Below are 24,686 nucleotides of genomic sequence, written 5' to 3'. Positions count from 1 at the left end.
GCGATGATCCGGAGGGAGCAGGCAGCTCCGGATCGAGGAGGCGACGCGTCGACGCGCCACGGGCACGGCCCAGGCGGCAGGAGTGCGCAGGTGGGTTGAGCGCCGACTATCGTCGTCGCAGGCGCGCGCGGAGGACGGTGCTGATCACCAGGTCCATGTCCACCGCCTCGGGCGCTACGGGCCGCGATCCACGCGACCCGACCGTCGAGCATTGTACGTGTCGCCGCCGCCTCGGCGCGGACTTATTCCTCCGGCCGTCTGCCAGCCGCGCGACCGCCACCGCCGTCAAGGTGAATCCCGCTCGACGGGCGCGTGTCGTACCGGGGACGTACCGTCATTCCCAGACAGCAATGTCACGACCGAGGACGGTGAGGGCGATGTCCCGCAACGGCGATGTCAACCAGCCCACGCGCGAGTTCCCGGAATACCCGACCGACAGCGGGTCGACCGATCCGGCACCGGCTGACCGGCCGGCCGTCGAGCCCGACGAGCCGGCCGACGCCGGTCGCCGTGGCCCGGCCCGTGGGCTGCTCCTGGTGCTCGGGGCCGCCGCGCTGGTCATGGTGATCCTGCTCGGCACCCAGGTGACCGGCCTCTGGCCGAGCTGGCGTAACCCGTTCGCCCAGGAGACCACCGACCGCAGCCAGCCGCCGTTGCTGAAGTCGATCCGGGACCTCAGCCGCTACGTGGCCGCCGAGGGCAACTTCCAGGTCGTCGTCGACCTGGAGACCGACCGGAAGTACGTGCCGGACTTCCTGCTCAACGAGCGCACCCTCTTCGTCGGGGCGGGCCGGGTCGAGGCGTACGTCGACTTCTCGAAGATCGCCGAAGGGGCGGTGGTGGAGTCCGCCGACGGGAAGTCCGTCGAGATCACTCTCCCCGCGCCGCAGATGAGCGACACCAACCTCGACATCGAGAAGAGCTACGTCTTCGCCGAGAAGCGGGGGCTGCTCAACCGGCTCGGCGACGTCTTCGCCGACGACCCGAACCGACAGCGGGAGGTCTACCGGCTGGCCGAGGAGCGGATCACCGCCGCCGCCCGGGACAGCGAACTCGCGGCCCGCGCCGAGGCGAACACCCGCAAGATGCTGGAGGGACTGCTCCGCTCACTCGGCTACCAGACGGTCACCGTCACCTACGCCGCACCCTGACCCTGCGACCGCCGCAACGTGGCGACGCCCGCCCCGGGAAGCCGGGGCGGGCGTCTTGGTCGTCGGGTCGCGCCACGTCGAACGTGGCGGCGCGGGTCAGTACTGGACGGCGTACCGGTCCTCGTTGGGCATCAGGAGCCAGAGCACCAGGTAGACGATGACCTGGGTGCCGGGCAGCAGCAGGGACAGCAGGAACAGCAGTCGGACAAACCCGGGAGACCTGCCGAACCGCTGGGCCAGGCCGGCGCAGACACCGGCGAGCATTCGCCCCTGACGGGGCCGGACCAGTTTGCGACTCATCGTCGTCTACTCCCACTCTGCGGCGCTTTGGCCGCCTCTGCAATCCACGGTAGGCGGGGCGCGCCACCGCGCCCTCGGCCCGCAGGTGGATCGGCAACCGGCGTACCCGTAGGTGCTTACCCGCGCCGGAGCCGGGTGACCCCTCCCCGACGACGGCGATCGGCGCGGGTGTGGTGGCGACCCATCGGGGAAACCGTGACCAGGGCGGGTACGCTCGCCGGCGGCCCCACCGACGTCGCCGGGGCCGAGGGGAGAGGTGGGGATCATGATCAGCGTCTTCGATCTCTTCAGTGTCGGCATCGGGCCGTCGAGTTCGCACACGGTCGGGCCGATGCGCGCCGCGCGCACCTTCGTGGAGGGGCTGAAGGCCGACGGGCTGCTCGCCGGCACCGCCCGGGTGCGCGCCGAGCTGTTCGGGTCGCTCGGCGCGACCGGACACGGGCACGGCAGCGACCGCGCCGTACTGCTCGGCCTGGCCGGTGAGGCTCCGGAGACCGTCGACACGGACGGCGTCGGCCCCCTGGTGGACCGGGTCCGCGCCGAGCGGCGGCTGAGCCTGCTCGACGTACACGAGATCGACTTCGACCCGGACCGGGACCTGGTCCTGCACCGTCGGCGGTCGCTGCCGTACCACCCCAACGGGATGACCTTCACCGGGTACGACGCCGACGGGGCCGAGCTGCGCACCCGTACGTACTACTCGGTCGGCGGCGGGTTCGTGGTGGACGAGGCGGCGGCCGGCGCGGACCGGATCCGGCCGGACACCACTCCGGTCCGGTACCCGTTCGCCACGGGCGTGGAGTTGCTGGAGGTCACCACCGCCACCGGGCTGTCGATCAGCGAGGTGATGCTCGCCAACGAGCTGTCCTGGCGCAGCGAGGCGGAGGTCCGCGCCGGTCTGCTGGAGATCTGGCGGGTGATGCGGGAGTGCGTCGACCGGGGCTGCGCGCGCGACGGCGTACTCCCCGGCGGGTTGAAGGTCCGGCGGCGCGCGGCGGAGCTGCGCCGGGGACTGGAGGCGGACGCGGGGAGCGCGGACCCGCTGCGGGTGATGGACTGGGTGACGCTGTTCGCCCTGGCGGTCAACGAGGAGAACGCGGCCGGCGGGCGGGTGGTCACCGCCCCGACCAACGGGGCGGCCGGGATCATCCCGGCGGTGCTGCACTACTACGCCCGCTTCGTGCCGGGCGCCGACGACGAGGGCGTGGTCCGGTTCCTCCTGGCGGCCGGGGCGATCGGGGTGCTCTTCAAGGAGAACGCCTCGATCTCCGGCGCCGAGGTCGGCTGCCAGGGCGAGGTCGGTTCGGCCTGTTCGATGGCGGCGGCCGGGCTGGCCGAGGCGCTCGGCGGCACCCCGGCCCAGGTGGAGAACGCCGCCGAGATCGGCATGGAGCACAACCTCGGCCTGACCTGTGACCCGGTCGGGGGTCTGGTGCAGATCCCCTGCATCGAGCGGAACGCGGTGGCTAGCATCAAGGCGATCACGGCGGCCCGGCTCGCGCTGCGGGGCGACGGGGTGCACGCGGTCTCCCTGGACAAGGTGATCAAGACGATGCGGGAGACCGGCGCCGACATGAAGGTCAAGTACAAGGAGACGGCACGCGGGGGGCTCGCGGTCAACGTGATCGAGTGCTGAGGCCAGGGGCCGGGCCACCCGTGTGACGGCTCCCGGCGAGCCGGTCGCCGGAGCGCGGGCCGGGGCGGGAGGCGACGGTGGCGACCGGTGCCGCGACCCTGTGGTCGCACCGCAACGCGCTGCGCATCCTGGTCCGCCGTGACCTGGCGGTGAAGTACCAGCGCTCCGTGCTCGGGTACCTCTGGTCGCTGATCGAGCCGCTCGGTCTGGGCGCGGTCTACTACTTCGTCTTCGGGGTCCTGTACGCCCGGGACACCGGCCGGCACCTGGGCGAGGCGGCCGGGACGTACCCGCTCTTCCTGGTCGCCGGGATCTTCGCCTGGCAGTGGGCCGCCTCGGCGATCACCGAAGCGGCCAACGCGCTGACCGGTCAGGCCCGGCTGGTCACCGTGCTGAACGTGCCCCGGGAGATCTTCCCGGTCGGCCGGGTCGCCGGCCGGTTCGCCGAGTACGTCGCCGGCCTGCCGATCCTGGTCGGCATCGCCGCGGTCTACGCCCTGCGCGGCCGGATCGACCCGGGCGTGGAGCTGCTCGCCCTCCCGTTGGCCCTGCTGGTGCAGGCGGCCCTGCTGGTCGGGGTGGCGCTGCTGCTCTCCGCCCTGAACGTGCTGGTGCGCGACGTGGAGCGGGTGATGCGACTGGTCCTCCGGGTGCTCTTCTACGCCACGCCGATCATCTATCCGCTGAGCCTGGTCCGGGACTCCCCGGCCCCCGGGTGGTGCAAGGCGGTCTACGAGCTGAACCCGCTGGTCGGCATCGTGCAGCTACACCACGCGGCCTGGTATCCGGACGAGTTCCCGGACACCCGGTTGCTGGTCACCTCGGTCACCGGCAGCCTGCTCGTGCTCGTCGTCGGTCGGCTGGCGTTCCGGCGCCTCGAACCGGCCGTGCTCAAGGAGTTGTGAGGCGTGCTACCGGGAAGCGGCGCGGAGTGACCGCGATGATCGAGGCGGACGGGCTGGGCATCCGGTTCGTCCGTAACCGGCGGCGGCGGTTGCGCCTGCGCGAGCTGGTCGTCCACCGGGGCGGCCGGGACCCGGACGGCGGTCGGTTCTGGCCGCTGCGGGAGGTGTCGTTCACCATCGCCCCCGGGGAACGGGTCGGTGTGCTGGGCCGCAACGGCAGCGGCAAGAGCACCCTGCTGCGGCTGATCGCCGGGGTGCTGATCCCCGACGAGGGACGGATCCGGGTGCGTGGTGCGGTCGCCCCGCTGCTGGAACTCTCCGCCGGCTTCGCGAACGACCTGACCGGGCGGGAGAACCTGCACCTGGTCGGTGGCCTGCACGGACTCTCTCCGGATTACCTCCGGCGGCACTTCGATGACATCATCTCCTTCGCTGGCGAGCAGGTCGAGCGGGCCGTCGACACTCCGGTACGGCACTACTCCTCCGGGATGAAGATCCGGCTCGGCTTCGCGATCGTCAGCCGGCTGCCGCACCCCGTGCTGCTGATGGACGAGGTGACGGCCGTCGGGGACGCGGAGTTCCGTGCGAAGTGCTACGCCACGATCGACCGACTGCTCGCGGAGGGGCGCACCTTGGTGCTGGTGTCACACAACGAGAAGGACCTGACCCGGTTCTGCCGTCGGGGTCTCTACCTTGACGGTGGCCGGTTGGCCGTCGACGGGTCGCTGGACGAGGCGCTCGCCGCGTACCACCGGTCGGTCGCGCGGTGACGCTCGCGATCGTGCTCGCCGCCGGGGGGCCGGCGGCGCTTCCCGACGACACCGTTCCCCACCTCGTCGCGCAGTGGCGGGCCGCCGGGGCGACCGAGGTCCGGGTCGCCGCCGACCTGGGCGAGCTGGCCGCGCTGGCCGAGCACGCGACCGGGCCGGTGCTGGTCTCCGGAGCGGACCTGGTGGCCCACACCACCGTGCTGAAGCACCTCGCCACCAGCCCGGTCCCGGGCACGGCCGCGCTGGTGCTGGCCGACCCGCCGGCCGACCGGCACGCGGTGGTCCACGAGGAACGCGGCCAGGTGGTGTCCGCCGGCTCCACCGGTACGCTGCCCGACGCCACCGGCAGCTTCGGCGGCGCGCTCCGGGTCGTTCCGGCCGACCTGCCCGCGCTGGTCGCCGCCGCCCGGACGGCCGCCACCACGACCGTCCCCGCCGGTACGGTCGGCCCGCCCGCCGACGTGGCCGGTGCTCCGGGCGCCGCCGTCCCCGCCCCGGTCGCGTCCGATGCCACGCCGGTCGGCACCGACCTGGACCGGCTCTTCGCCGCGTTCACGGCCACCGGGGCGCTGACCTTCGCGCACCGGGTGCGCCTGCTCGTCGCGCACCGGGTCGTCGACCCGGCGGGGCTGGCCGCCGCCCGCGCCGAGCTGGCCGGGGTGGACGAGGACGCGGCCGAGCTGCGGCTGTCGGTCAAGGAGCGGGACGACTTCTTCACCACGTACTTCGTCAGCACCTGGTCGCCGTACGTGACGAAGCTCTGCGCACGGCTCCGGCTGACGCCGACCGGGGTCACCATGATCTCGGTGCTCTTCGCCGTGGTCGCGGCGGTGCTGTTCGGGGTGGGCGGACGGCCCGCGCTGGTGGCCGGCGGCGTGCTGCTCTACCTCGGGTTCATGCTCGACTGCGTGGACGGGCAGCTCGCCCGGTACACCCGCAACTTCAGCCCCTGGGGCGGCTGGCTGGACACCATGGCCGACCGGGCCAAGGAGTACGTCGTCTACGCCGGGCTCGGCTTCGGGATGACGCACGCCGGGTTGGGCGACGGCTGGGTCCTGGCGCTCGCCGCGATGACCCTCCAGACCGTGCGACACCACATCGACGCCTGGTACGGGGTGCTGCACGACGCGGCGGCCCGCCGGCCGAAGGCCGCCAGCACCGGTGGGGGCATCGGCGACAAGCTGAACGCCGCGTCGAACCGGGTGCAGAACGACACCGGCTCGCTGTCGTACTGGCTGAAGCGGACCGTGGTCTTCCCGATCGGGGAACGCTGGGCGCTGATCGCGCTGGCCGCCGCGCTCTTCGACACCCGGGTAGCCCTGGTCGCCGTCCTGGTCTGGGGTGGGCTGGCGTTCGCGTACACCGGGGCGCTGCGCACCCTGCGGGCCCGGTTCATGCGGGTGCCGGCGCTCGGCACCGTCGACGCCGGTCTGCACCGCGACGACGGTCCGCTGCTGCGCCGGTTCGGCGGGCGGATCCCGGCGCAGCTCCCCCTCGCGGTGCTCGCCGCGCTGGCCGCGGCGGGCCTGCTCGGGATGGCGCTGGCCGATGCCGACACCGCCCGCTGGGCTGCCCCGGTGGCGCTGCTGGTGCTGCTCGCCGCCGGCCTCGCCGCGCGCGGCCGGGCCGAGGGCCCGCTGGACTGGCTGGTGCCGGCCGCGCTGCGGGCCGCCGAGTACGTCTTCGCGATCGCCGTCGGGGTGGCCGGCGACGTGCCGCTGCCGCTGGTCTTCGGGTACGTCTTCGTGCTGACCCTGCTCCACTACGACCTGGTGGCCCGGTTGGAGAAGCGGCAACCTGCTCCGCCGCTGCACGACCTCACGCTGGGCTGGGAGGGGCGTTCGATCCTGCTGGTCGTGGCGCTGATTGCCGGATTCGCGTGGGTGGGGATGGCTACACTCGGTGCGTACCTTTTCGTGGTGTTCGTGATGAGTGTGGTCGCCGCCTGGGTGACCGTCCCGGCCCGCGCCGCGCGTACCGCCCCGGCGCGGTGAGGGGGCACCGCGCGGTGGACTGACCGGGGGGCCCGGGATGGCGCTGATCAGCTTCGTCGTACCGGTCCACCGGGTCCAGGGCTACCTGCGCGAGTGCCTCGACTCCCTGCTCGGGCAGGCGTTCGACGACGTCGAGGTGATCGCCGTCGACGACTGCTCCCCGGACGCCAGCCCGGAGATCCTCACCGGCTACGCCGGCCGGGACCCCCGGGTCCGGCTGGTCCGGCTGACCGGGAACGTCGGGCTCGGTCCGGCCCGCAACGTCGGGCTGGACCGGGCCACCGGCGAGTACGTCTGGTTCGTCGACGGCGACGACTGGCTCACCCCCGGGTGCCTGCCGGTGGTCGCCGAGCGGCTCCGCGCCACCCGACCGGACGTGCTCCTGGTCGACCACGTCCGGGTGCACTGGGACGACAGCGTCACCCGCAGCGCGCTGCGCGACGTCCACCCGGAACCGGTCGGCCCGGAGACGTTCCGGCTGCGGGACCGCCCCGAGACGGTCGCCCTGCTGCACACCGCCTGGAACAAGCTGGTCCGCCGGGAGTTCCTGGTCTCCCTCGGGCTGCGTTTCGCGCCCGGCTGGTACGAGGACGTCTCGTTCAGCTATCCCGTGCTGCTGGCCGCCGGGCGGATCGGGCTGCTCGACCGGGTCTGCGTGAACTACCGGCAGCGGCGGGCCGGGGCGATCACCCGTACCCCGGGGGACCGGCACTTCGACGTCTTCGCCCAGTGGGAGCGGGTGTTCCGGTTCCTGGCCGACCATCCGGCCGCCGCCGGCGCGCAGGAGTTGCGCCCGGTGCTGTTCGAGCGGATGGTCTGGCACTACCTGACGGTGCTCGGCAACGGCGAGCGGATCGCCCCGGAGCTGCGGGCGGCGTTCTTCGACCGGGTCGTCGCCGAGCACGCCCGCTGGCGGCCACCGGGCGGGTACCGGGCGCCGGACGGGGTCGAGGGGCTCAAGCACCGGCTGGTGGCGGCCGGACGGTGGCGTACCTTCAGCGCGCTGCGCGGCGTCCACCAGGCGGGTGGGACGGCCCGGCGGACCGTGCGGGCGGCCCGGCGGCGGGGTGCCCCGGTGCTGCGCGGCGCGGCGCGGCTGACCCGGGACGCCGCGCTGCTCGCCGGCTACCGGGCGGAGTTGCGCCGGCCGGTGGACCCGACGCTCGCCGTCTACGCCGCGTACTGGTACCGGGGGTACGCCTGCAACCCGGCCGCGATCCACGCCGCCGCCCGCCGGCTGGCCCCGCACGTACGCGGGTTGTGGATCGTCCGGCGGGACCGGGTCGACTCGATGCCGCCCGGTCTGGAGTACGTGGTGGCGGGCACCGCCGCCTACTTCCGGGCGCTGGCCCGGGCGCGGTGGCTGGTCAACAACGTCAACTTCCCCGACCACCTGCGCAAACGCCCCGGCACCCTGCACGTGCAGACGCACCACGGCACCCCGGTCAAGGTGATGGGGCTGGACCAGCGGCGGTACCCGCTCGGCGCGTCCGGGATGGACTTCGCCGCGCTGCTGCGCCGGGTCGACCGGTGGGACTTCAGCATCTCCTCGAACAGCTTCTCCACCCAGATGTGGGAGCGGGCGTACCCGGCGTCGTACACCACCCTGGAGGTGGGCTATCCGCGCAACGACCGGCTGGTGAACGCCACCGCCGACGAGGTCGCCGACCTCCGGGCCGGGCTCGGTGCCGGGCCCGGGGAGCGGGTGGTGCTCTACGCGCCCACCCACCGGGAGCACCTGCCCGGCTACCGTCCCCCGTTCGATTCCCACCAACTGCTCGACGCGCTCGGCCCCGGCGGGCGGCTGCTGGTGCGCAGCCACTACTTCCACGACCGCGAGCCGGACGGGTCCGGCTGGCCGTCCGGCGACCGGGTGACCGACGTCAGCGCGTACGAGCCGGTGGAGGACCTCTACCTCGCCGCCGACGTGCTGGTCACCGACTACTCCTCGGCGATGTTCGACTTCGCCGTGCTGGACCGGCCGATCGTGGTGTACGCGCCGGACCTGGCGGCGTACCGGCTGGCGCGGGGCGTCTACTTCGACGTGACCGAGGAACCGCCGGGCGCGGTGGCGACCACCTTCCCCGGCCTGGTCGACGTGTTCCGCTCCGGGGCGGTCGACTCGCCGGCGGCCACCGGGGAACGGCAGCGGTTCCGGGCCCGGTTCTGCGTCTGGGACGACGGGCGGGCCGCCGAACGGGTGGTCCGCCGGGTCTTCCTCAACGAGCCGGCCGGCGACGGCCCGGGTGACGTGGGATGACGCGGAAAGTGGGGCAGCAGCAGGGCCGATCGGCGTAATAGGCCTGACACGAGGCGAACATCACACGTTTACCCGATGTCCCGATCCCTTGATGCTGGTCACAGTCAATGCGGTGTCCGCGACGACCAGCGGGAGGTGACGGGTGGCCACCGTCGCGTTGAAAGATGTCTCCAAGGTGTTCCCGAACGGGACGCTCGCGGTGGACAACGTCAGCCTCGATGTGAACGACGGCGAGTTCATGGTGCTGCTCGGGCCGTCGGGCTGCGGGAAGTCGACGGTGTTGCGCATGGTCGCCGGCCTGGAGGATCCGACCAGCGGCGCGGTGATGATCGACGGCGAGTACGCCAACGACCTGACCCCGCGCGACCGGGGGGTCGCCATGGTGTTCCAGGACTTCGCGCTCTACCCGCACATGACGGTGGAGGACAACATCGCCTTCCCGCTCAAGCTGACCGGGATGGAGTTGACCCCCCGGGAGGAGCGCGTGGCGAGCGTGGCCAGCGCGCTGGGCATCGGGGACGTCCTGGGCCGCCGGCCGAGCCAGCTCTCCGGCGGGCAGCGGCAGCGGGTCGCGATGGGCCGCGCGATCGTCCGCCGGCCCCGTCTCTTCCTGATGGACGAGCCGCTGTCCAACCTGGACAGCGGCCTGCGGGCCGAGCTGCGGGCGGAGATCTCCGGGCTGACCCGGGAACTCGGCGTCACCACGATCTACGTCACCCACGACCAGGCCGAGGCGCTGACCATGGCCGACCGGGTCGCGATCATGCGCCGGGGCGTGCTCCAGGACGTCGGCACCCCCACCCAGGTGTACGGCCGTCCGGCCACCCTCTACGTCGCCGCCTTCCTCGGCAGCCCCCGGATGAACCTGCTGGAGGCGTCGGTCTACGTCCACCTCGACCGGTACGTGGCGCTGAACCTCGGCGAGCAGTCGCTCTACCTGCCCTGGGACGACATCCGCAGCCGGGCGGTGGCGCACTACCACGGGGAGCGGATCGTGGTCGGGATGCGCGCCGAGGCGCTCACCCCGGTCGCGCCGGACGCCCCGGGCGACGTCCTCCAGGGGCGGATCCGCTTCCTGGAGCACCACGGGCACGAGTCGCTGGCCTTCCTCGACGTCGGTGCGACGGCGGTGGTGGTGGACGAGATGGGTCGCCGGGTCGACGTGGACGACACCGACTCCGGCTCGCGCGGCCTGCGCCGGGGGCTCGGGCAGATGGTGCAGCGGCTCACCGGCCGGTCGGCGGAGCCGGCACCGGAGCAGCCGGTGGTCCGCGACAACCGGGCCAGCGTGCTCGGCGAGCCGGGCCGGCACCACCGCCGTCCGGCGGAGCTGTCCGTCCGGCTGGCCCCGTACCCGGCGGTGACCGCCGGTCAGCAGCTGGCGGTCTCGGTCCGGATGGACGCCGTGCACTTCTTCGACGACCGGGGCGACCGGATCGACGTGGGCTGGCGCTGAGCGGACGCCGGTGACGGGCGGCTCCCGGCTGCCCCTTGCCCGGAAAGTTACCGGTCAGTAGCCTCTCTGGGTATGTCGATTGACTCGCGTCAGGTGGCTGCCGGTCTGCTGGCGGCGGTGCCGTTCGTCCGTACCCTCGACCTGGAGGTCGTCGAGGTCGTGTCCGAGGACGACGGCGGCCTCCGGGCCGTGCTGCGGCTGCCCGACACCACGGCGACCCACAACCACGTCGGCGGCCCACACGCCGGGGCGATGTTCACCCTCGGCGAGAGCGCCTCCGGCGCGGTGGTGCTCGCCGCCTTCGGCCACCTGCTCGACCGGGCGACGCCGCTGGCCGTGCGGGCCGAGATCGGCTACCGCCGGCTGGCGATGGGGCCGGTCACCGCGACCGCCCGACTCGGCCGGCCGGCCACCGAGGTGGTCGCCGAGCTGGACGCCGGCCGCCGGCCGGAGTTCCCGGTGCCGGTCGAGATCACCACCGCCGACGGCACCCCCACCACCACGATGACCGTCGTCTGGACCCTGCGACCCAACTGAGCCCTGTCGACGGGTGGGCGCCGAATGAGGTTTGTGGGCTGTTTCCACTGGTTAGATTCAGGGGGTGCTGGGCCTACCCGATCACGTGACCGCCTGCCTCTTCGATCTGGACGGCGTGCTGACCCAGACCGCCCGGGTGCACAACGCCGCGTGGACCGAGACCTTCGACTCGTTCCTGCGCGTCCGGGCCACCGCCACCGGTGAGCCGTACCGCCCCTTCGACCCCGGGGACGACTACAACCGGTACGTGGACGGCCGGCCCCGGGCCGACGGGGTCCGCACCTTCCTCTCCTCCCGGGGCATCGCGCTGCCCGAGGGGGCCCCGGACGACCCGCCCGGGGCGGAGACCGTGCACGGGCTCGGCAACCGCAAGAACATCGTCCTGCTGGAGCGGCTGCGCACCGGCGGCGTCGACGTCTACCCCGGCTCGGTGGCGTACCTGGAGGCGGTGGCCGCCGCCGGGCTGCGCCGGGCGGTCGTCTCGGCCAGCGCCAACTGCCGTGAGGTGGTCGCCGCCGCCGGCCTGGAACACCTGCTGGAGGTCCGGGTGGACGGGCTGGTCGCCCGGGCCGAGGGACTGCGCGGCAAACCGCACGCGGACACCTTCCTGGCCGCGGCGCGGCAGCTCGGCGTCGTACCGGCCCAGGCAGTGGTCTTCGAGGACGCGCTGGCCGGGGTGGCCGCCGGCCGGGCGGGCGGTTTCGGCTACGTGATCGGCGTCGACCGGGTCGGACAGGCCGACGAGCTGCGCGCCCAGGGCGCCGACATCGTGGTGCGCGACCTCGGTGACCTGCTCGACGCGGAGATCCGCGGGTGATCCGGGAACGGGCCTATCCGGTCGACCCGTGGCACGTGCGGGAGGTGCTGCTCGACCTCGACGTGCTGGCCCAGTCCGAGTCGATCTTCGCGCTCTCCAACGGGCACATCGGGCTGCGCGGCAACCTCGACGAGGGCGAACCGCACGGCCTCCCCGGCACCTACCTGAACTCCTTCTACGAGCTCCGCCCGCTGCCGTACGCCGAGGCCGGGTTCGGCTTCCCCGAGTCCGGGCAGACCATCGTCAACGTCACCAACGGCAAGCTGATCCGGCTACTCGTCGACGACGAGCCGTTCGACGTCCGGTACGGCGAACTCCTCGACCACGAGCGGATCCTCGACCTGCGCGCCGGCACCCTGCACCGGTACGTGCACTGGCGTTCCCCGGCCGGGCGGGAGGTCAAGCTGCGCAGCACCCGGCTGGTCTCGTTCCGCCAGCGCTCGGCCGCCGCGATCAACTACGAGGTCGAGGCGGTCGACGGGCCGCTGCGCCTGATCGTCCAGTCCGAACTGGTGGCCAACGAGGCGTTGCCCGCGCAGAGCAAGGATCCCCGGGTGGCGGCGGTGCTGGAGTCACCGCTGCTCGCCGAGGAGCAGCTCACCCGCCACAACGGCGGACTGCTGATCCACCGGACCAAGGTGAGCGGCCTGCGGGTGGCCGCCGCGATGGACCACGAGGTGCACGCGCCGGCCGACGTGACGGTCAGCACCGAGGGGTACGACGACTGGGTGCGCACCACCGTCGGCTGTGTGCTGGAGCCGGGGGAGAAGCTGAACGTGGAGAAGTTGCTCACGTACAGCTGGTCCAGCCAGCGTTCCCTGCCGGCGTTGCGCGACCAGGTCGGCGCGGCCCTCGCGGCGGCGAAGCTGGACGGCTGGGACGGGCTGCGCCGGGAACAGCGGGAGTACCTGGACGAGTTCTGGGAGGCCGCCGACGTGCGGGTCGAGGGCGACCCCGAGGTGCAGCAGGCGGTCCGGTTCGGGCTGTTCCACGTGCTGCAGTCCGGGGCCCGCGCCGAACGGCGACCGATCTCGGCCAAGGGGCTGACCGGCCCGGGGTACGACGGGCACGCGTTCTGGGACACCGAGATGTTCGTGCTGCCGGTGCTCACCTACACCCAGCCGAGCGCCGTCCGGGACGCCCTGCACTGGCGGTACGCCACCCTCACCCAGGCCCGGGAACGGGCCCGGACGTTGAACCTGGACGGCGCGGCGTTCCCCTGGCGCACCATCGAGGGGCCGGAGTCGTCGGCGTACTGGCCGGCGGGGACGGCCGCCTTCCACATCGCCGCCGACGTCGCCGACGCGCTGCGCCGCTACGTCCTGGCCACCGGGGACACCGAGGTGGAACAGTCGATCGGGCTGGAGCTGCTGGTCGAGACGGCCCGGCTGTGGCGCTCGCTCGGGCACCACGACCGGCACGGTCGGTTCCACATCGACGGCGTCACCGGACCGGACGAGTACACCGCGGTCAAGGACGACAACGTCTACACCAACCTGATGGCGCAGCGGAACCTGCTCACCGCCGCCGACGTGGCGATGCGCTACCGCGACCAGGCGCTCCGGCACGGGGTCACCGAGGAGGAGGCGGCGACCTGGCGGGACGCCGCGCACGCGATGCACATCCCGTACGACGACGAGGTCGAGGTGCACGAGCAGGTCGAGGGGTTCACCCGGCAGGAGGAGTGGGACTTCGAGCACACGCCGTCGGACAAGTACCCGCTGCTGCTGCACTACCCGTACTTCGACCTGTACCGCAAGCAGGTGGTCAAGCAGGCGGACCTGGTGCTGGCGATGCACTGGCGGGGCGACGCGTTCACGATCGAGGAGAAGCTGCGCAACTTCCTCTACTACGAGCGGCGGACCGTCCGGGACTCCTCCCTGTCCGCCTGCACCCAGGCGGTGCTCGCCGCCGAGGTGGGCCATCCCGAACTGGCGCACAGCTACCTGCGCGAGGCCGCGCTGATGGACCTGCACGACCTCAACGAGAACACCCGCGACGGCGTGCACATGGCCTCACTGGCCGGGGCGTGGATCGCGCTGGTGGCCGGGTTCGGCGGGCTCCGGGACCACGACGAGGAGCTGTCGTTCTGCCCCCGGCTCTCCAGCCGGCTCAGTCGCCTGGAGTTCTCGCTCCAGTGGCGGCAGCTCCGGTTGCGGGTGGACATCCGGGCGAACCAGACGACGTACTCGTTGCGGCACGGCGGGCCGGACGCGGTGCTGGAGCTGCGGCACTACGGTGAGTCGGTCCGGGTCACCTGCGACCAGCCGGTCACCATGCCGGTGCCGCCGCCCCGTCCGCCCGGCCCACCCCCGGCCCAGCCCCCCGGCCGCGCCCCCCTACGCCAGGCCGACAAGATCCGCGAGTAACCCCAAGCCCCCCACGGGGCGTGGGGTCAGAGGTGGCCGCCGGTGGTCGGCTTGCCGGCCGCGTCGTGCGGGGCCATCGCCCTCGGGTCGTCGGCGGTACGCGCCTGGGCCGCCTCGTCCGCCCAGTCCCGGCCGCGCTCCTCGTCCTCCGGACGCCGCTGCTCGTCGGTGCGCTCCTTGCGGGACTTCTGCTGCTGGCCCATGCCGGTCCTCCCCCGTCTGGTGGCGGCCGTGTGCCGGCCGTCTCGTGGCGGACGTCGCCCGCCGGTCGCCCACGGCTACCCGGGCGGTGCACCGGCAAACCCGCCGCAGCCGGGCCAGCCGACCCGTCGTGGGTCGTACCTCGTGGCTAGGTGACGGGCGTGCCGGCGGCGGAGCCGGGTAACGCACGCGGAGCCGGCGCAGGGGCCGGCGGTTGCGGAGGTCGGACCATGGACGTACGCACCACCGAGACGGCGATACCCGTCGCGAACGGACCCGCCCGGGTGACCGGCGCACCCTCGGGGGCCGCACTCACCGCAGACCTGTTCGTGCCCGCCGAACCGGTCGGGGTGGTGCTGTTCGCGCACGGCAGCGGTTCCTCCCGGCGCAGTCCGCGCAACGTGGCCGTGGCGGACACGCTCAACGACCGGGCGCTCGCCACCGTCCTGGTGGACCTGCTGACCCCGGAGGAGGAGCGGGTGGACGAGCGGACCGCCGAACTCCGCTTCGACATCGACCTGCTCGCCGGGCGGCTGGTGGGCATCGTCGACTGGCTGGCCGCCGAGCCCGCGCTGGGGCGGCTGCCGATCGGCCTGTTCGGAGCGAGCACGGGGGCGGCCGGGGCGCTGGTCGCGGCGGCGGAGCGGCCGGACCTCGTCCGGGCGGTGGTCTCCCGGGGCGGACGCCCCGACCTGGCCGGTGCCGCCCTGTCCCGGGTACGCGCACCGAGCCTGCTTCTGGTCGGCGGCCGGGACGAACAGGTGCTGGCGCTGAACGAGTCGGCCCTCTCCACACTCGACGGGGTGGGCGAGCTGCGGGTGGTGCCCGGCGCGACGCACCTCTTCGAGGAGCCGGGCACCCTGGAGGCGGTCGCCGACCACGCTGGCACCTGGTTCACCACCCACCTGCGCTGAGCCCTGCCACCAGCTCGCCCTGCCGTCCTTACCGGGGTGCCGGACCTCCGGCCGGACGGGCTGCCAGCGGGTCAGGCGGGGGCGGGCGGGACCGGTCCGGGCCCGGGTTCGACGCCGTCCGGCAGGTGGAGAGCCTCCTGGCGGACGGCCTGCTGGCGGTGCCGCTGGATGGTGTCGACCACACGGTAGGTGACGGCGGTGATCGGCACCGACACGAAAGCCCCGGCGATCCCGGCGACCAGCGTGCCGGCGGTCACCGCCACCAGGATCACCGCCGGATGCAGCCGGACCTGACGTTTCATGATCAGGGGTTCCAGCAGGTTGCCCTCGGCCTGCTGGACGGCGATCACGGCGGCGAGCACCAGCAGGGCCGTGCCGGGGCCGTTCGCGGCGAGCGCCACCAGGACCGCGACCGCGCCGGCCACGGTCGCCCCGATGATCGGGACGAACGCGCCGATGAAGGTGATCAACGCCAGCGGGAAGGCCATCGGCACGCCGAGCAGAACCAGGGCCAGCCCGATGCCGACCGCGTCGATCAGGGCGATCATCATCGTTCCCCGGCTGTACGCCCCGAGGGTGCGCCAACCGGCCCGTCCGGCTGCGGCGGCCACCGCCCGGTTCCGCTCGGAGACCCGCCGCACCACCCAGTGCCACATCGCCCGGCCGTCCTTGAGCAGGAAGAAGAGCAGGACGAGGGAGAGCAGCACCGACCCGGCCACCTCGGCGGCGGTACGCGCGCCGGAGACCGGATCCGGTGAGCTGCGGTCGATGCCGCTGCGGGCCTGCTCGGTCAGCCGGTCGAGTTGGCTCTCGCTGACCGGCAGCGTCGAGGTGACGAAGTCCCGGGTCCGCTGGACGCCCTGGTCGAGTTCGTCCGTCAGGTCCCTGAACTGTCCGGCGGTCAGGCTCCAGACCAGCGCGACGGTGCCGAAGAGCACGCCGAGCAGCAGGAGCACGGTGAGCAGCGCGGCGAGGGTCCCGGGCAGCCGCAGCCGGCGCAGCAGCCGGGTCACCGGGTCGAGCAGCGCGGTGAGGAAGAGGGTCACGGCGAGCGCGATCGCCAGCGGGGCGAGCAGCACCGCGATCCGGCCGAGCAGGTAGAGGGCGGCGACCAGCACCACCAGGCAGGCGCTCCACATGACCACCGACCGGACCAGCCAGGGCAGCCGGTCCCACGTTCCCCGCAGTCCGCCCGGCACCGGGCGGTCCGGGGTCTGTCCCTCGTCGTCGATCACTTCGGCCCTCCTCGATTCCCGCCCGGAGGTACCCGTCCATCCCGCCTGCGACACCCGCGGAGCGCCGGACGTGGCCGGGGCCGGACCGATGTGCTCCGTTTGCCCCTCCGGCCCCGGGGAAGGCGGAGAAGGACCGACAGAGGGAGGGGAGCACCGTGAGCGACTTCATGGACAAGGCCAAGGACTTCGCCGACAAGCACGACAAGCAGGTCGACCAGGGGCTGGAGAAGGGCGGCGACATGGTCGACCAGCGCACCGGCGGCAAGTACGACGAGCAGATCGACCGGGGCGTGGACCAGGCCCAGAAGCGTACCGGTGAGGGCGACCAGGGGCGCTGACGGCTCGGGCCACGCCGGGGGGCTCTGGTCAGGATCGACCACTCTCGCTACTATCCGCAGTCAGACCATGACTCGTCGTCGAGTCGTGTGTCGCGGACGTGCAACCGCGCTCGCGCGGGAGGCCGACGAGAGGACGTCATCCGGTGACCGACACGATCGCGCACCCGTACCCGTTCAGCCCACCCGACCGGCTCAACCTCGATCCCCGATACGCCGAACTCCGCCGCGACGAGCCGCTCGTCCGCGTCCAGTTGCCGTACGGCGAGCCGGCCTGGCTGGCCACCCGGCACGCCGACGTCCGCATGGTCCTCGGCGACCCCCGGTTCAGCCGGGCCGCCTCCGCCGGGCGGGACGAGCCGCGCAACGTGCCGGAGCAGCGGGAGTCCGGCATCCTCGGGATGGACCCGCCGGAGCACACGCGACTACGGCGGGTGGTGGCGAAGGCGTTCACCGCCCGCCGCGTCGAGCAGCTCCGGCCGGGCACCCGCCGGGTCGCCGGGGAACTGGTCGACGGCATGCTCGCCGCGGGCGCTCCCGCCGACCTGGTGGCCCACCTGGCGACGCCGCTGCCGATCCGGGTCATCTGCGACCTGCTCGGTGTGCCGTTCGCCGACCAGGACCGGTTCCACACCTGGTCCGAGGCGATCGTCTCGACCACCGCGCTCAGCCCGGAACGGGCCCGGGAGTACGTCGACAACCTGCTCGGGTACATGGCGGGGCTGGTCGAGCAGCGCCGGACGACCCCCACCGACGACCTGATCGGCGCGATGGTGCGCATGCGCGACTCCGACGGGGACCGGCTCAGCGAGGACGAGCTGGTGAGGCTCGCCGCCGGCCTGCTCGCCGCCGGGCACGAGACCACGGTGAACCAGATCCCCAACCTGGTCTACGTGCTGTTGACCAACCCGGAGCAGTGGGCGCGGCTGTGCGCCGAGCCGGGTCTGGTGCCGAGCGCCGTCGAGGAGCTGATGCGGTTCGTCCCGCTCGGCGCGACCGCCGCCTTCCCCCGCTACGCCACCGAGGACGTCGAGGTCGGCGGGGTGCTGGTCCGGGCCGGCGAGCCGGTGGTCGTCTCGATCCACTCGGCCAACCGGGACGAGCAAGTCTTCACCGACGCGGACCAGATCGACCTGGCCCGCCCGGTCAACCCGCATGTCGCGTTCGGACACGGGGTGCACCACTGCGTCGGCGCGCAGTTGGCCCGGATGGAACTCCAGGTCGTCCTGGAGACCCTGGTGGAACGGACGCCCGGTCTGCGGCTCGCCGTGCCCGAACCGGAACTGACCTGGAAGACCGGTCTGCTGGTACGCGGCCTGACCAGTCTGCCGGTGAGCTGGTGAGCGAAAGGAGACCCTGGTGACCTCGTCGTGGCGGGTGAGCGTCGACCCCACCCGGTGCATCGGATCCGGCATCTGCACGGGTGCGGCGCCGGACCACTTCGTCCTCGTCGACGGCCTGTCCTGCCCCCGGAAGGAACTGATCGAGCCGGCGGACCCGGTGATCGACGCGGCCGAGTCCTGCCCGATGGAGGCCATCCGGATCTCCGACGCGAGCAGCGACCGCCGGATCGCCCCGGAACTCTGAAACCTGGCGTCCCGTGCCGACGTGATTGCGGCACCTCCACGGGCCGTGCCGCCCGCGGGGGTGCCGCGATCAGGACCGGTCAGTGGCGCTGCTTCTCCCGTAGCTCCGCCATGCTGGTGGGACGGCCGCTGAGCGCGTCCCGCATCCGGTCGACCAGCCCTGCGCCCGGGGCGAGCAGCTTGTTGGCGGGCGGGCGGTCCGGCGCGGCCGGGTGCGGCCGGGTCGGTGCGATCCGCTTCGCCGCCGTCACCTTGTCGGCGAGCTCCACCAGTTCCTCGTGCGCGCACGCGGCCCGCAGCCGGGGGAACAGGTCGGTCTCCTCGTCCTGCACGTGGTGCCGGATCGTGCTGGTCAGGTGGGTGAGGAGCTGGTCGAAACGCGGGTCGGACGGGTCCACCGACTCCAGGTCCTTCATCGTGCGTTCGGCGTCGGCGTGCTCGGAGATCTCGTGGTCGGCGATCCGGTCACCGTCGGGGAGCGCCTTGCGGGCAGCCGGGTAGACGTACGCCTCCTCGGCGACGCTGTGCCGGACCAGTTCGGCGATCACCACGTCGACGAGCTGCCGGCGGTGCTCCGGGGCGCCCTGTCGGCTCTCCAGCTCGACGAAGAGCGCCTCGACCTCGCGGTGGTCGGCGGTCAGGACGTCGATGACGTCCCGTCCCGCCATGGCCTCTGGGTTGGTCATGTCGTTGCCCCCTACCCGTGCGAATCGTTGCGGATGCTCCCTTCCGTACCCTGCGTTCCGTCGACCAATCCGCGACGTTCCGTGGGATCGCGGTGCCGCCGGGGCGGGCACGACGCGGGGCCGGCCTCCCGGCAGGGAGACCGGCCCCGGCGTTCCGGCGGTCAGTGTGGTGAGCCGCTGGTCAGGAGCTGTATCCGCGCTCGGCGATCCAGTGGGCGAGCCGCTCGGTGGTCATCCAGTACTCGCCGACCGGGTCGGCCGGGTCGGCGATCCGGACGACGTCGCCGCCGTCCCGGTAGGCCACCACGGTCAGGTAGTGCCCACCCGGGAACGAGTGCGCCCGACCGTCGGTGTCGACCGTGCTGCCCTTGATGTTCGCCACCACCGGGTCCCCGGCCTCCAGCGCGTCGACCACGTCGGCGCGCAGCCGTTCGACCTGCTCCGGGCTGGCCGCCGACTCCCGGATCTCGGTGGTCCGGTAGCCGCCGCCGGTCAGCTCGTTGAGCACCCGGGTGACGTCCTCGGCCGAGTTGGTGCCGGCCTCGGTGGTGCCGAGCTTCCTGGCCAGGTCGTCCTGGCTGAGGTGCTTGCCGGCGGCGCTCAGGGCGATCCGGGTCGCGGCCGGCCCGCAGTAGTAGAAGTTCGGCTGGGCCTGGTACTCGATGCCGACCGCACGCTCACGGCGGCGGTCGTCCCGGCCGCGGTCCCGGTCGTCCCGGCGGTCCCGGTCGCTCCGGTCGCCCCGGCCGTCACTCCGGTCGTGCCGGTCCCGGTCACCCTGGTCGGCCCGGGGCGACGAGGTCGGGAAACGATCCGCCTTCGGGGGCGTGGCGTGGGCGGCCACGGCCGGTCCGGCGATCGCGCCGCCGGTGAGGGCCAGCCCGGCGACCGACAGCAGGCTCTTGCGCAGCATCCAGTTCATGTCGAAGCTCCTTCGGGGGATCGACGTCCGCGCCACGGGGTGGACGCGCGGACACCTGCACCGATTCAGGGTTTCGGCTGTACAGGAAGTCGCCCCTGCCGGGGCGTACCGAGGTGTCAACGACCGGTCCCCGCCGGCCATTCCGCCCCTGCGCGGCCGGGAGTTCGCGGCCTGCGGGGTCAGAGGGTCCCGAGGAGCCGGGTGACGGTGATCTCGATGACCACGCGGGCGGGATTGGCCCGGGGCGGGCGGTACCGCTCGGTGTAGCGGCGTTCGGCCTCGGCGACCGCCGGGGCGTCGGTCCGGACCACGGCCCGGCCCTCGATGGTGAGCCAGCGCCGGCCGTCGACCTGGCACACCGCCACCGGTGTCCCCTCCGGTCCGGCAGCGGCGACGTGGTGGGCCTTGTGGGACGTCCCCGAGGTGATCACCCGGGCCAGTCCGGCCGCCGGGTCGAAGGTCACCCCCACCGGCACGACGTGCGGGGTGCCGTCCGGACGCAGCGTCGTCAGCGTCGCGACGTGCCGTTCCCGGAAGAACGCGGCGACCCGTTCGTCGTGCGGGTCGAGCTGGTGTCCGCCCCCGGTCCGCTGGCGCATGTCGTCCCCTGTCTGCCGGCCACTGCGATCATGGCACGGCCGTCCCGGGTGCGGGCGGATGTCCGGTTTCGCTGGTCAGGCGACGGCGGCGCGTCCCTGCCGGAACTCCGGGCGACCCGGGCGGTTCCCGGCCGGCGTCGGCTGCTCCGTGCCGGACAGCAGGGGGAGCACGTCGGAGGTCTCGGGCTCCCGTCCGACGGCCGCGAACGCCTCGTCGCGCAGACTGCGGGCGGACGCGGCGGTCAGCTCCGCGTCGTGCCACGCCGCCCGCTCCCGCTCGGCGGCAGCCCGGTGCCGGGCGAGCAGGTGGTCCCGGACGGCCCGGCGCAGCACCAGTTCCTGCTCGACCGGGTGCAGCCGGGGATCCCATCCGTTGCGGTGCGCGAAGACGTCGCTGAGCTGTTCCTCGGACAGCTCCTGACGCCAGTACGCGGCCAGCGCGGCCCGGTGCAGGTAACGCTCCCGGTCGGCGTACTCGGCCGGGGTCTGCGGGGTGTGCGGCAGGGGCAGGGCCGCGGCGGCGTCCAGGCGGCGCAGGTCCGCCTCGACGTCCTGGTACGCCTGCCAGGCGGCCTCCACCGCCTCCTGGGCGGCGAGCCACTCGGCCCGCCGACGCTCGGCGGCCACCGCGGCGCGCTCGGCGGCGACCGCCACCTCCTCTGCGTACCGGTCGAGGTCCTGTCGCTCCCGGGCCACCTCCAACTCGGTGGGGAGCACGGCCTGGCGGATGCGGCGGCCCACGCGGAACCGGTCCGGGCGGGCGAGCAGGGTGGCGACGGCGGCCACGATGACGCCGAGGAGAGCCAGCCAGATGACGGCGGCCCGGGGTACGTCGAGCAGGACGGAGGAGAGGACGGTCTGCATCACCAGCACCTCGTGAGGGGAGGACGGGAAGGGCTCAACGGGGTGCCCGGTCCAGGCGGGCACGGGGGCGCGCGAGCGCGGCGGGGATTCCCCGCCCACGGCGGACGTCGACCGGCCCGGGATCGTCCGGACGGTCGCTCGTGGACGGTCGGTCAGACCCGGGGCGGGCCGCGTCGGCCGACGGAACCCTGTCCGGGGTCGGTGGCCGGCGGCGGCAGCGGAACGGTGACCGTGGTGGTGGTGCCCGGGTCGCCGGCGGGACGGGCCGGCGCTGCTGGGGCGTCGGCGTGCTCGTCGGCGGGCCGGGGCGGCAGCGGTGCCACGACCGGCCGGGCGGCCGGTTGCGGGAAGCCGACGACCGGGACCGGCCGGAGCTGGGGCGAGGCCGGGAACGATGCCTCGGCCGGGGCGGCGGTGGTCCCGCCGAAGGCCAGCGTCAGGACCAGGGCGGTCAGCGCCAGGCGGGTCAGCACACGCAGGGCGCGCAGCATCGTCGGCCCGATCGGGCGGACGAAGGCGGGCGGCTGCACCGTTCCAACCTAACGCCCGATCCGTCCGGTTGCCCGTCGGAGACCGTGGTGTGACCGGATCCACCGGTCGCCCCCGTCGCATCGTCCCTGGTCGCGCCGCCGCCGACGCGTGGCTCCGCGTCGCGTTCGTCAATCCGGTGTGGACCGTCCAGGGGCGACGGACCGGGTCAGGAGGGCAGCGGGCCGGCGGCGGCCGGACCGGTGTCGCCCGGTTCGGTGAAGAGCGCGAGCAGGGCACCCACGTGCTGGTACGCCTCGGCGGGGTGCCGGAAGCGCCCGGCCGGGTTCACGGTGTACTCGTTGCGCCGACCGACCCGGGTGCGTTGGAGGTAGCCCCCGGCCTCCAGGTCGGCCACGATCGCCTGCGCGGCCCGTTCGGTCACGCCCACCTCGTCGGCGACGTCGCGCAGCCGGGCGGTGGGGTTACGGGCGATGGCGAGCAGTACGTGTGCGTGGTTCGTGAGGAAGGTCCAGTTCCGCTGGCTCCCGTTCTCACGCTGCGTCGTCGCCATGACCGTCATGTTATGACCTTCCCTTCGCATTCGGCGTCGCGCCCTCCGCTGTCAACACCTGAAACGCAGATCACGTATCCCTTGACGTAGTTTGCGCTCCGTGTGACCGTGGTGGCTGGCCGTGTCAGCCGCGTCGGGCGTGCGGTCCCGGTCCGGAGAAGGGGTGGATTGAGTCATGGCCGTTCCTGGTGGACAGCAGCCTCCGGCGAGTCCCGCACAGGCGCTGGTCGAGTTGCAGTCGGGCAACCGGCGCTTCGTCACCGGCAACCCGCTGCACCCCAACCAGGATGCCGGGCACCGGGCTGCCGTCGCCGACGGGCAGCACCCCTTCGCGGTCGTGCTCGGCTGCTCCGACTCCCGGCTGGCCGCCGAGATCATCTTCGACCGGGGCCTCGGTGACCTCTTCGTCGTCCGGACCGCCGGGCACATCGTCGGCACCGAGGTGCTCGGCAGCATCGAGTACGCGGTGAGCGTCCTGGAGACGCCGCTGGTGGTCGTCCTCGGCCACGACTCCTGCGGAGCGGTGCAGGCCGCCCGGGAGGCCGACGGCGCCGGGACGACGCCCCCCGGTTACCTGGGGGCGGTCGTGGGGGCGGTGGTGCCCAGCCTCCGCCAGGCCGCCCGGCAGGGCGTCGACGACATCGACGGGATCGTCGACATGCACATCGACCACACCGTCGAGGTGCTGCTGGAGCGCTCGGTGACGCTCAACCGGGCGGTGCGGGAGGGGCGGTGCGCGGTGGTCGGCATGTCGTACCGGCTGGCCGCCGGCGAGGTGCGGGTGGTCCGCTCCATTCCCGCCACCGAGGATGTCGCTCTCGCCGCCGGTCCGGCCGCCTCCTCGGCCTGCCCCTGACCCGCCCGGCTCCGGCCGGTCACGCGAATGGGCCCCGCCTCCGGTCGAACGGAGGCGGGGCCCGAATCGGCGCGGTGGGTCAGAGCATGGAGACGTGTACGTGGTCTGTGTGGTCCGAGGGACCGCTGTACGAACTCCAGCCGCTCGCCGGGAACCAGATCTGCTTGTTCCAGATCACGTAGTAGATGCCGAGCACGTCGGCGTTACGGACCAGGAACGCGGTCAGGTTGTTGCCGTACATCCGTTCGGCCGTGGTGTCCCACCGGCTGAAGCCACGCTTCTGGAGCGACCAGTCGCAGGCCCGCCCCTTCGGATGCTCGTACGGCCCGCCGGGACGGTAACAACCGACGAACATGTCGAAGCCGGCCCGCTTGACCTCCTTGTACATGTGCAGGGTGCGCGGGGTGATGCAGCCGCCGGTGGTCGGGTCGTCCTCGGTGCAGCCCAGCGGACGCCAGTTGCCGTTGCTGTCCCGGCCGGGACCCGGCCGGGCGATCGGGGAGGTGGCGTCCACCAGGCCACCGGTCAACCCGATGCCGCCGACCAGGGCGAGGGACTTCTCCGCCTCGCGCTTGCGCTTCTTCAGGATGTCGGCCTGCTTCTGCTCCTCCATGACCTCGGCGTCGAGCGCCTTCTTGGCCAGTTCCGCCTGGTTCTTGGCGGCGGTGACCGCGGCGACCTTCTTGCTGTTGACCATGTTCATCTCGTCCAGCGCGCCGGCCCGCTTGACGAACGAGTCGGGGGTGTTGGCGTCCAGCAGCATGGAGGCGGGGCCGACCCGGCCGGTCATGTAGGACCGCACGGCGATCGTCGCCACCTGCGGGGTGAGCGCCTTCAGCTCGTTCCGGGTCCGGTCGACCTCCATCAGGAGCTTGAGCTGGCGGTCCTTCGAGGCTTTCAGCTTCGCCTGTGCCTGGGTGTAGCTGCGGTTCGTCTCCTCGATCACCTCGTTGAGGAGCTTCGGCTGCTCTCCTTCGTGCCCGGACGGGCTCGATGGTTCCGCCATGGCCGGCGCGGGCACGGCGGCCACGGCGAAGGCGGCGAGCACGGCCACGACAGGTTTCAGCCAGCGGCGCAGGGGTGCCGTCACAGTGTTCCCTTCCGTCGACCGCCGACCGGGTTAGCTGACGGGTTCGGGGCGGAAGTGGCCCCTACCGCTGACGCGGATGCACCCCATGAACCTGGTTCCCCGGTTCGCCGGTGGGCGATTAGGCGGTGGCCCCGCTGGCGCCGGTGCGCGCCTTCGGCGGT

Annotated in this window: 25 protein-coding genes and 1 riboswitch; of the genes, 15 read left to right on the top strand and 10 right to left on the bottom strand. The window is 73.1% G+C overall.

Annotated features, from left to right (window positions below):
• Positions 1-377: 377 nt before the first annotated feature.
• The gene (locus GA0070618_RS07345) at positions 378-1,151 is read left to right on the top strand and encodes a DUF4230 domain-containing protein (protein WP_088980972.1); all 774 of its coding nucleotides are present in this window, start codon (positions 378-380) and stop codon (positions 1,149-1,151) included.
• Positions 1,152-1,247: 96 nt separating this feature from the next.
• Here GA0070618_RS07345 and GA0070618_RS07340 read toward each other — a convergent pair whose 3' ends face one another.
• Positions 1,248-1,451 carry a PspC domain-containing protein gene (locus GA0070618_RS07340; RefSeq protein ID WP_088980971.1) on the bottom strand — a complete coding sequence of 68 codons (204 nt, stop codon included), beginning with the start codon at positions 1,449-1,451 and terminating at the stop codon, positions 1,248-1,250.
• Between the two features lie 265 nt (positions 1,452-1,716).
• On the opposite strand from GA0070618_RS07340, the gene GA0070618_RS07335 reads away from it, so the two are divergent.
• From GA0070618_RS07335 to GA0070618_RS07295, 9 genes are all read left to right on the top strand, one after another.
• Positions 1,717-3,087, top strand: coding sequence for an L-serine ammonia-lyase (locus GA0070618_RS07335; protein ID WP_088985350.1), 1,371 nt, complete (start codon positions 1,717-1,719; stop codon positions 3,085-3,087).
• Between the two features lie 77 nt (positions 3,088-3,164).
• The gene (locus tag GA0070618_RS07330) at positions 3,165-3,992 is read left to right on the top strand and encodes an ABC transporter permease (RefSeq protein WP_088980970.1); all 828 of its coding nucleotides are present in this window, start codon (positions 3,165-3,167) and stop codon (positions 3,990-3,992) included.
• Positions 3,993-4,087: 95 nt separating this feature from the next.
• Positions 4,088-4,762 carry an ABC transporter ATP-binding protein gene (locus GA0070618_RS07325; RefSeq protein ID WP_414467599.1) on the top strand — a complete coding sequence of 225 codons (675 nt, stop codon included), beginning with the start codon at positions 4,088-4,090 and terminating at the stop codon, positions 4,760-4,762.
• Entirely contained in the window at positions 4,759-6,756 is a 1,998-nt protein-coding gene (locus tag GA0070618_RS07320) for a DUF5941 domain-containing protein (protein WP_088980969.1), read from the top strand. The genes GA0070618_RS07325 and GA0070618_RS07320 overlap by 4 nt, the downstream gene beginning before the upstream one ends.
• Before the next feature lie 37 nt (positions 6,757-6,793).
• The gene (locus tag GA0070618_RS07315) at positions 6,794-9,016 is read left to right on the top strand and encodes a bifunctional glycosyltransferase/CDP-glycerol:glycerophosphate glycerophosphotransferase (protein ID WP_088980968.1); all 2,223 of its coding nucleotides are present in this window, start codon (positions 6,794-6,796) and stop codon (positions 9,014-9,016) included.
• 142 nt (positions 9,017-9,158) lie between these two features.
• Complete coding sequence (locus tag GA0070618_RS07310) at positions 9,159-10,472, top strand: ABC transporter ATP-binding protein (RefSeq protein ID WP_088980967.1); 1,314 nt, start codon at positions 9,159-9,161, stop codon at positions 10,470-10,472.
• 72 nt (positions 10,473-10,544) lie between these two features.
• On the top strand, positions 10,545-11,009 hold the full coding sequence (locus tag GA0070618_RS07305; RefSeq protein WP_088980966.1) for a DUF4442 domain-containing protein: 465 nt from the start codon (positions 10,545-10,547) through the stop codon (positions 11,007-11,009).
• A 64-nt stretch (positions 11,010-11,073) separates the two neighbouring features.
• A complete protein-coding gene (locus GA0070618_RS07300; RefSeq protein WP_088980965.1) occupies positions 11,074-11,826 on the top strand; it encodes a beta-phosphoglucomutase family hydrolase in 753 nt (250 codons plus the stop codon).
• The gene (locus GA0070618_RS07295) at positions 11,823-14,195 is read left to right on the top strand and encodes a glycoside hydrolase family 65 protein (protein WP_088980964.1); all 2,373 of its coding nucleotides are present in this window, start codon (positions 11,823-11,825) and stop codon (positions 14,193-14,195) included. The genes GA0070618_RS07300 and GA0070618_RS07295 overlap by 4 nt, the downstream gene beginning before the upstream one ends.
• 26 nt (positions 14,196-14,221) lie before the next feature.
• On the opposite strand, the gene GA0070618_RS33930 is transcribed toward GA0070618_RS07295, so the two are convergent.
• Positions 14,222-14,398 carry a hypothetical protein gene (locus GA0070618_RS33930; RefSeq protein WP_170107924.1) on the bottom strand — a complete coding sequence of 59 codons (177 nt, stop codon included), beginning with the start codon at positions 14,396-14,398 and terminating at the stop codon, positions 14,222-14,224.
• Between the two features lie 228 nt (positions 14,399-14,626).
• Between GA0070618_RS33930 and GA0070618_RS07290 the strand changes: the two genes are divergently transcribed.
• Positions 14,627-15,310 carry a dienelactone hydrolase family protein gene (locus tag GA0070618_RS07290; RefSeq protein ID WP_143740466.1) on the top strand — a complete coding sequence of 228 codons (684 nt, stop codon included), beginning with the start codon at positions 14,627-14,629 and terminating at the stop codon, positions 15,308-15,310.
• Between the two features lie 71 nt (positions 15,311-15,381).
• On the opposite strand, the gene GA0070618_RS07285 is transcribed toward GA0070618_RS07290, so the two are convergent.
• Positions 15,382-16,545 (bottom strand): AI-2E family transporter, encoded by a 1,164-nt coding sequence (locus GA0070618_RS07285; protein ID WP_231931645.1) that lies wholly within the window; start codon positions 16,543-16,545, stop codon positions 15,382-15,384.
• A gap of 155 nt (positions 16,546-16,700) precedes the next feature.
• Between GA0070618_RS07285 and GA0070618_RS07280 the strand changes: the two genes are divergently transcribed.
• The 3 genes from GA0070618_RS07280 to GA0070618_RS07270 all read left to right on the top strand — a co-directional run bounded on the left by GA0070618_RS07280 (position 16,701) and on the right by GA0070618_RS07270 (position 18,467).
• Entirely contained in the window at positions 16,701-16,883 is a 183-nt protein-coding gene (locus GA0070618_RS07280; protein WP_088980963.1) for an antitoxin, read from the top strand.
• A 143-nt stretch (positions 16,884-17,026) separates the two neighbouring features.
• A complete protein-coding gene (locus GA0070618_RS07275; protein ID WP_172900268.1) occupies positions 17,027-18,223 on the top strand; it encodes a cytochrome P450 in 1,197 nt (398 codons plus the stop codon).
• A gap of 16 nt (positions 18,224-18,239) precedes the next feature.
• On the top strand, positions 18,240-18,467 hold the full coding sequence (locus tag GA0070618_RS07270; protein ID WP_088980962.1) for a ferredoxin: 228 nt from the start codon (positions 18,240-18,242) through the stop codon (positions 18,465-18,467).
• Between the two features lie 79 nt (positions 18,468-18,546).
• On the opposite strand, the gene GA0070618_RS07265 is transcribed toward GA0070618_RS07270, so the two are convergent.
• The 6 genes from GA0070618_RS07265 to GA0070618_RS07240 form a co-directional block, all read right to left on the bottom strand.
• Positions 18,547-19,152, bottom strand: coding sequence for a hemerythrin domain-containing protein (locus tag GA0070618_RS07265; RefSeq protein WP_088980961.1), 606 nt, complete (start codon positions 19,150-19,152; stop codon positions 18,547-18,549).
• 181 nt (positions 19,153-19,333) lie between these two features.
• On the bottom strand, positions 19,334-20,074 hold the full coding sequence (locus GA0070618_RS07260; RefSeq protein WP_088980960.1) for a C39 family peptidase: 741 nt from the start codon (positions 20,072-20,074) through the stop codon (positions 19,334-19,336).
• Between the two features lie 179 nt (positions 20,075-20,253).
• A complete protein-coding gene (locus tag GA0070618_RS07255; RefSeq protein WP_088980959.1) occupies positions 20,254-20,673 on the bottom strand; it encodes a pyridoxamine 5'-phosphate oxidase family protein in 420 nt (139 codons plus the stop codon).
• A 75-nt stretch (positions 20,674-20,748) separates the two neighbouring features.
• Positions 20,749-21,537: a hypothetical protein gene (locus tag GA0070618_RS07250; protein WP_088985345.1), complete on the bottom strand. Its 789-nt coding sequence runs from the start codon at positions 21,535-21,537 to the stop codon at positions 20,749-20,751.
• A 152-nt stretch (positions 21,538-21,689) separates the two neighbouring features.
• A complete protein-coding gene (locus tag GA0070618_RS07245) occupies positions 21,690-22,067 on the bottom strand; it encodes a hypothetical protein (RefSeq protein WP_088980958.1) in 378 nt (125 codons plus the stop codon).
• A 167-nt stretch (positions 22,068-22,234) separates the two neighbouring features.
• Entirely contained in the window at positions 22,235-22,588 is a 354-nt protein-coding gene (locus GA0070618_RS07240) for a helix-turn-helix transcriptional regulator (RefSeq protein ID WP_088980957.1), read from the bottom strand.
• Positions 22,589-22,754: 166 nt separating this feature from the next.
• Between GA0070618_RS07240 and GA0070618_RS07235 the strand changes: the two genes are divergently transcribed.
• Positions 22,755-23,435 (top strand): carbonic anhydrase, encoded by a 681-nt coding sequence (locus GA0070618_RS07235; RefSeq protein ID WP_088980956.1) that lies wholly within the window; start codon positions 22,755-22,757, stop codon positions 23,433-23,435.
• Between the two features lie 79 nt (positions 23,436-23,514).
• On the opposite strand, the gene GA0070618_RS07230 is transcribed toward GA0070618_RS07235, so the two are convergent.
• Entirely contained in the window at positions 23,515-24,525 is a 1,011-nt protein-coding gene (locus GA0070618_RS07230; protein ID WP_088980955.1) for a coiled-coil domain-containing protein, read from the bottom strand.
• 4 nt (positions 24,526-24,529) lie between these two features.
• Positions 24,530-24,660: riboswitch (cyclic di-AMP (ydaO/yuaA leader) on the bottom strand.
• Positions 24,661-24,686 lie beyond the last annotated feature (26 nt).

Source organism: Micromonospora echinospora (assembly GCF_900091495.1).
GTDB lineage: Bacteria > Actinomycetota > Actinomycetes > Mycobacteriales > Micromonosporaceae > Micromonospora > Micromonospora echinospora.
This window is presented reverse-complemented; position numbering and strand designations above follow the sequence as displayed.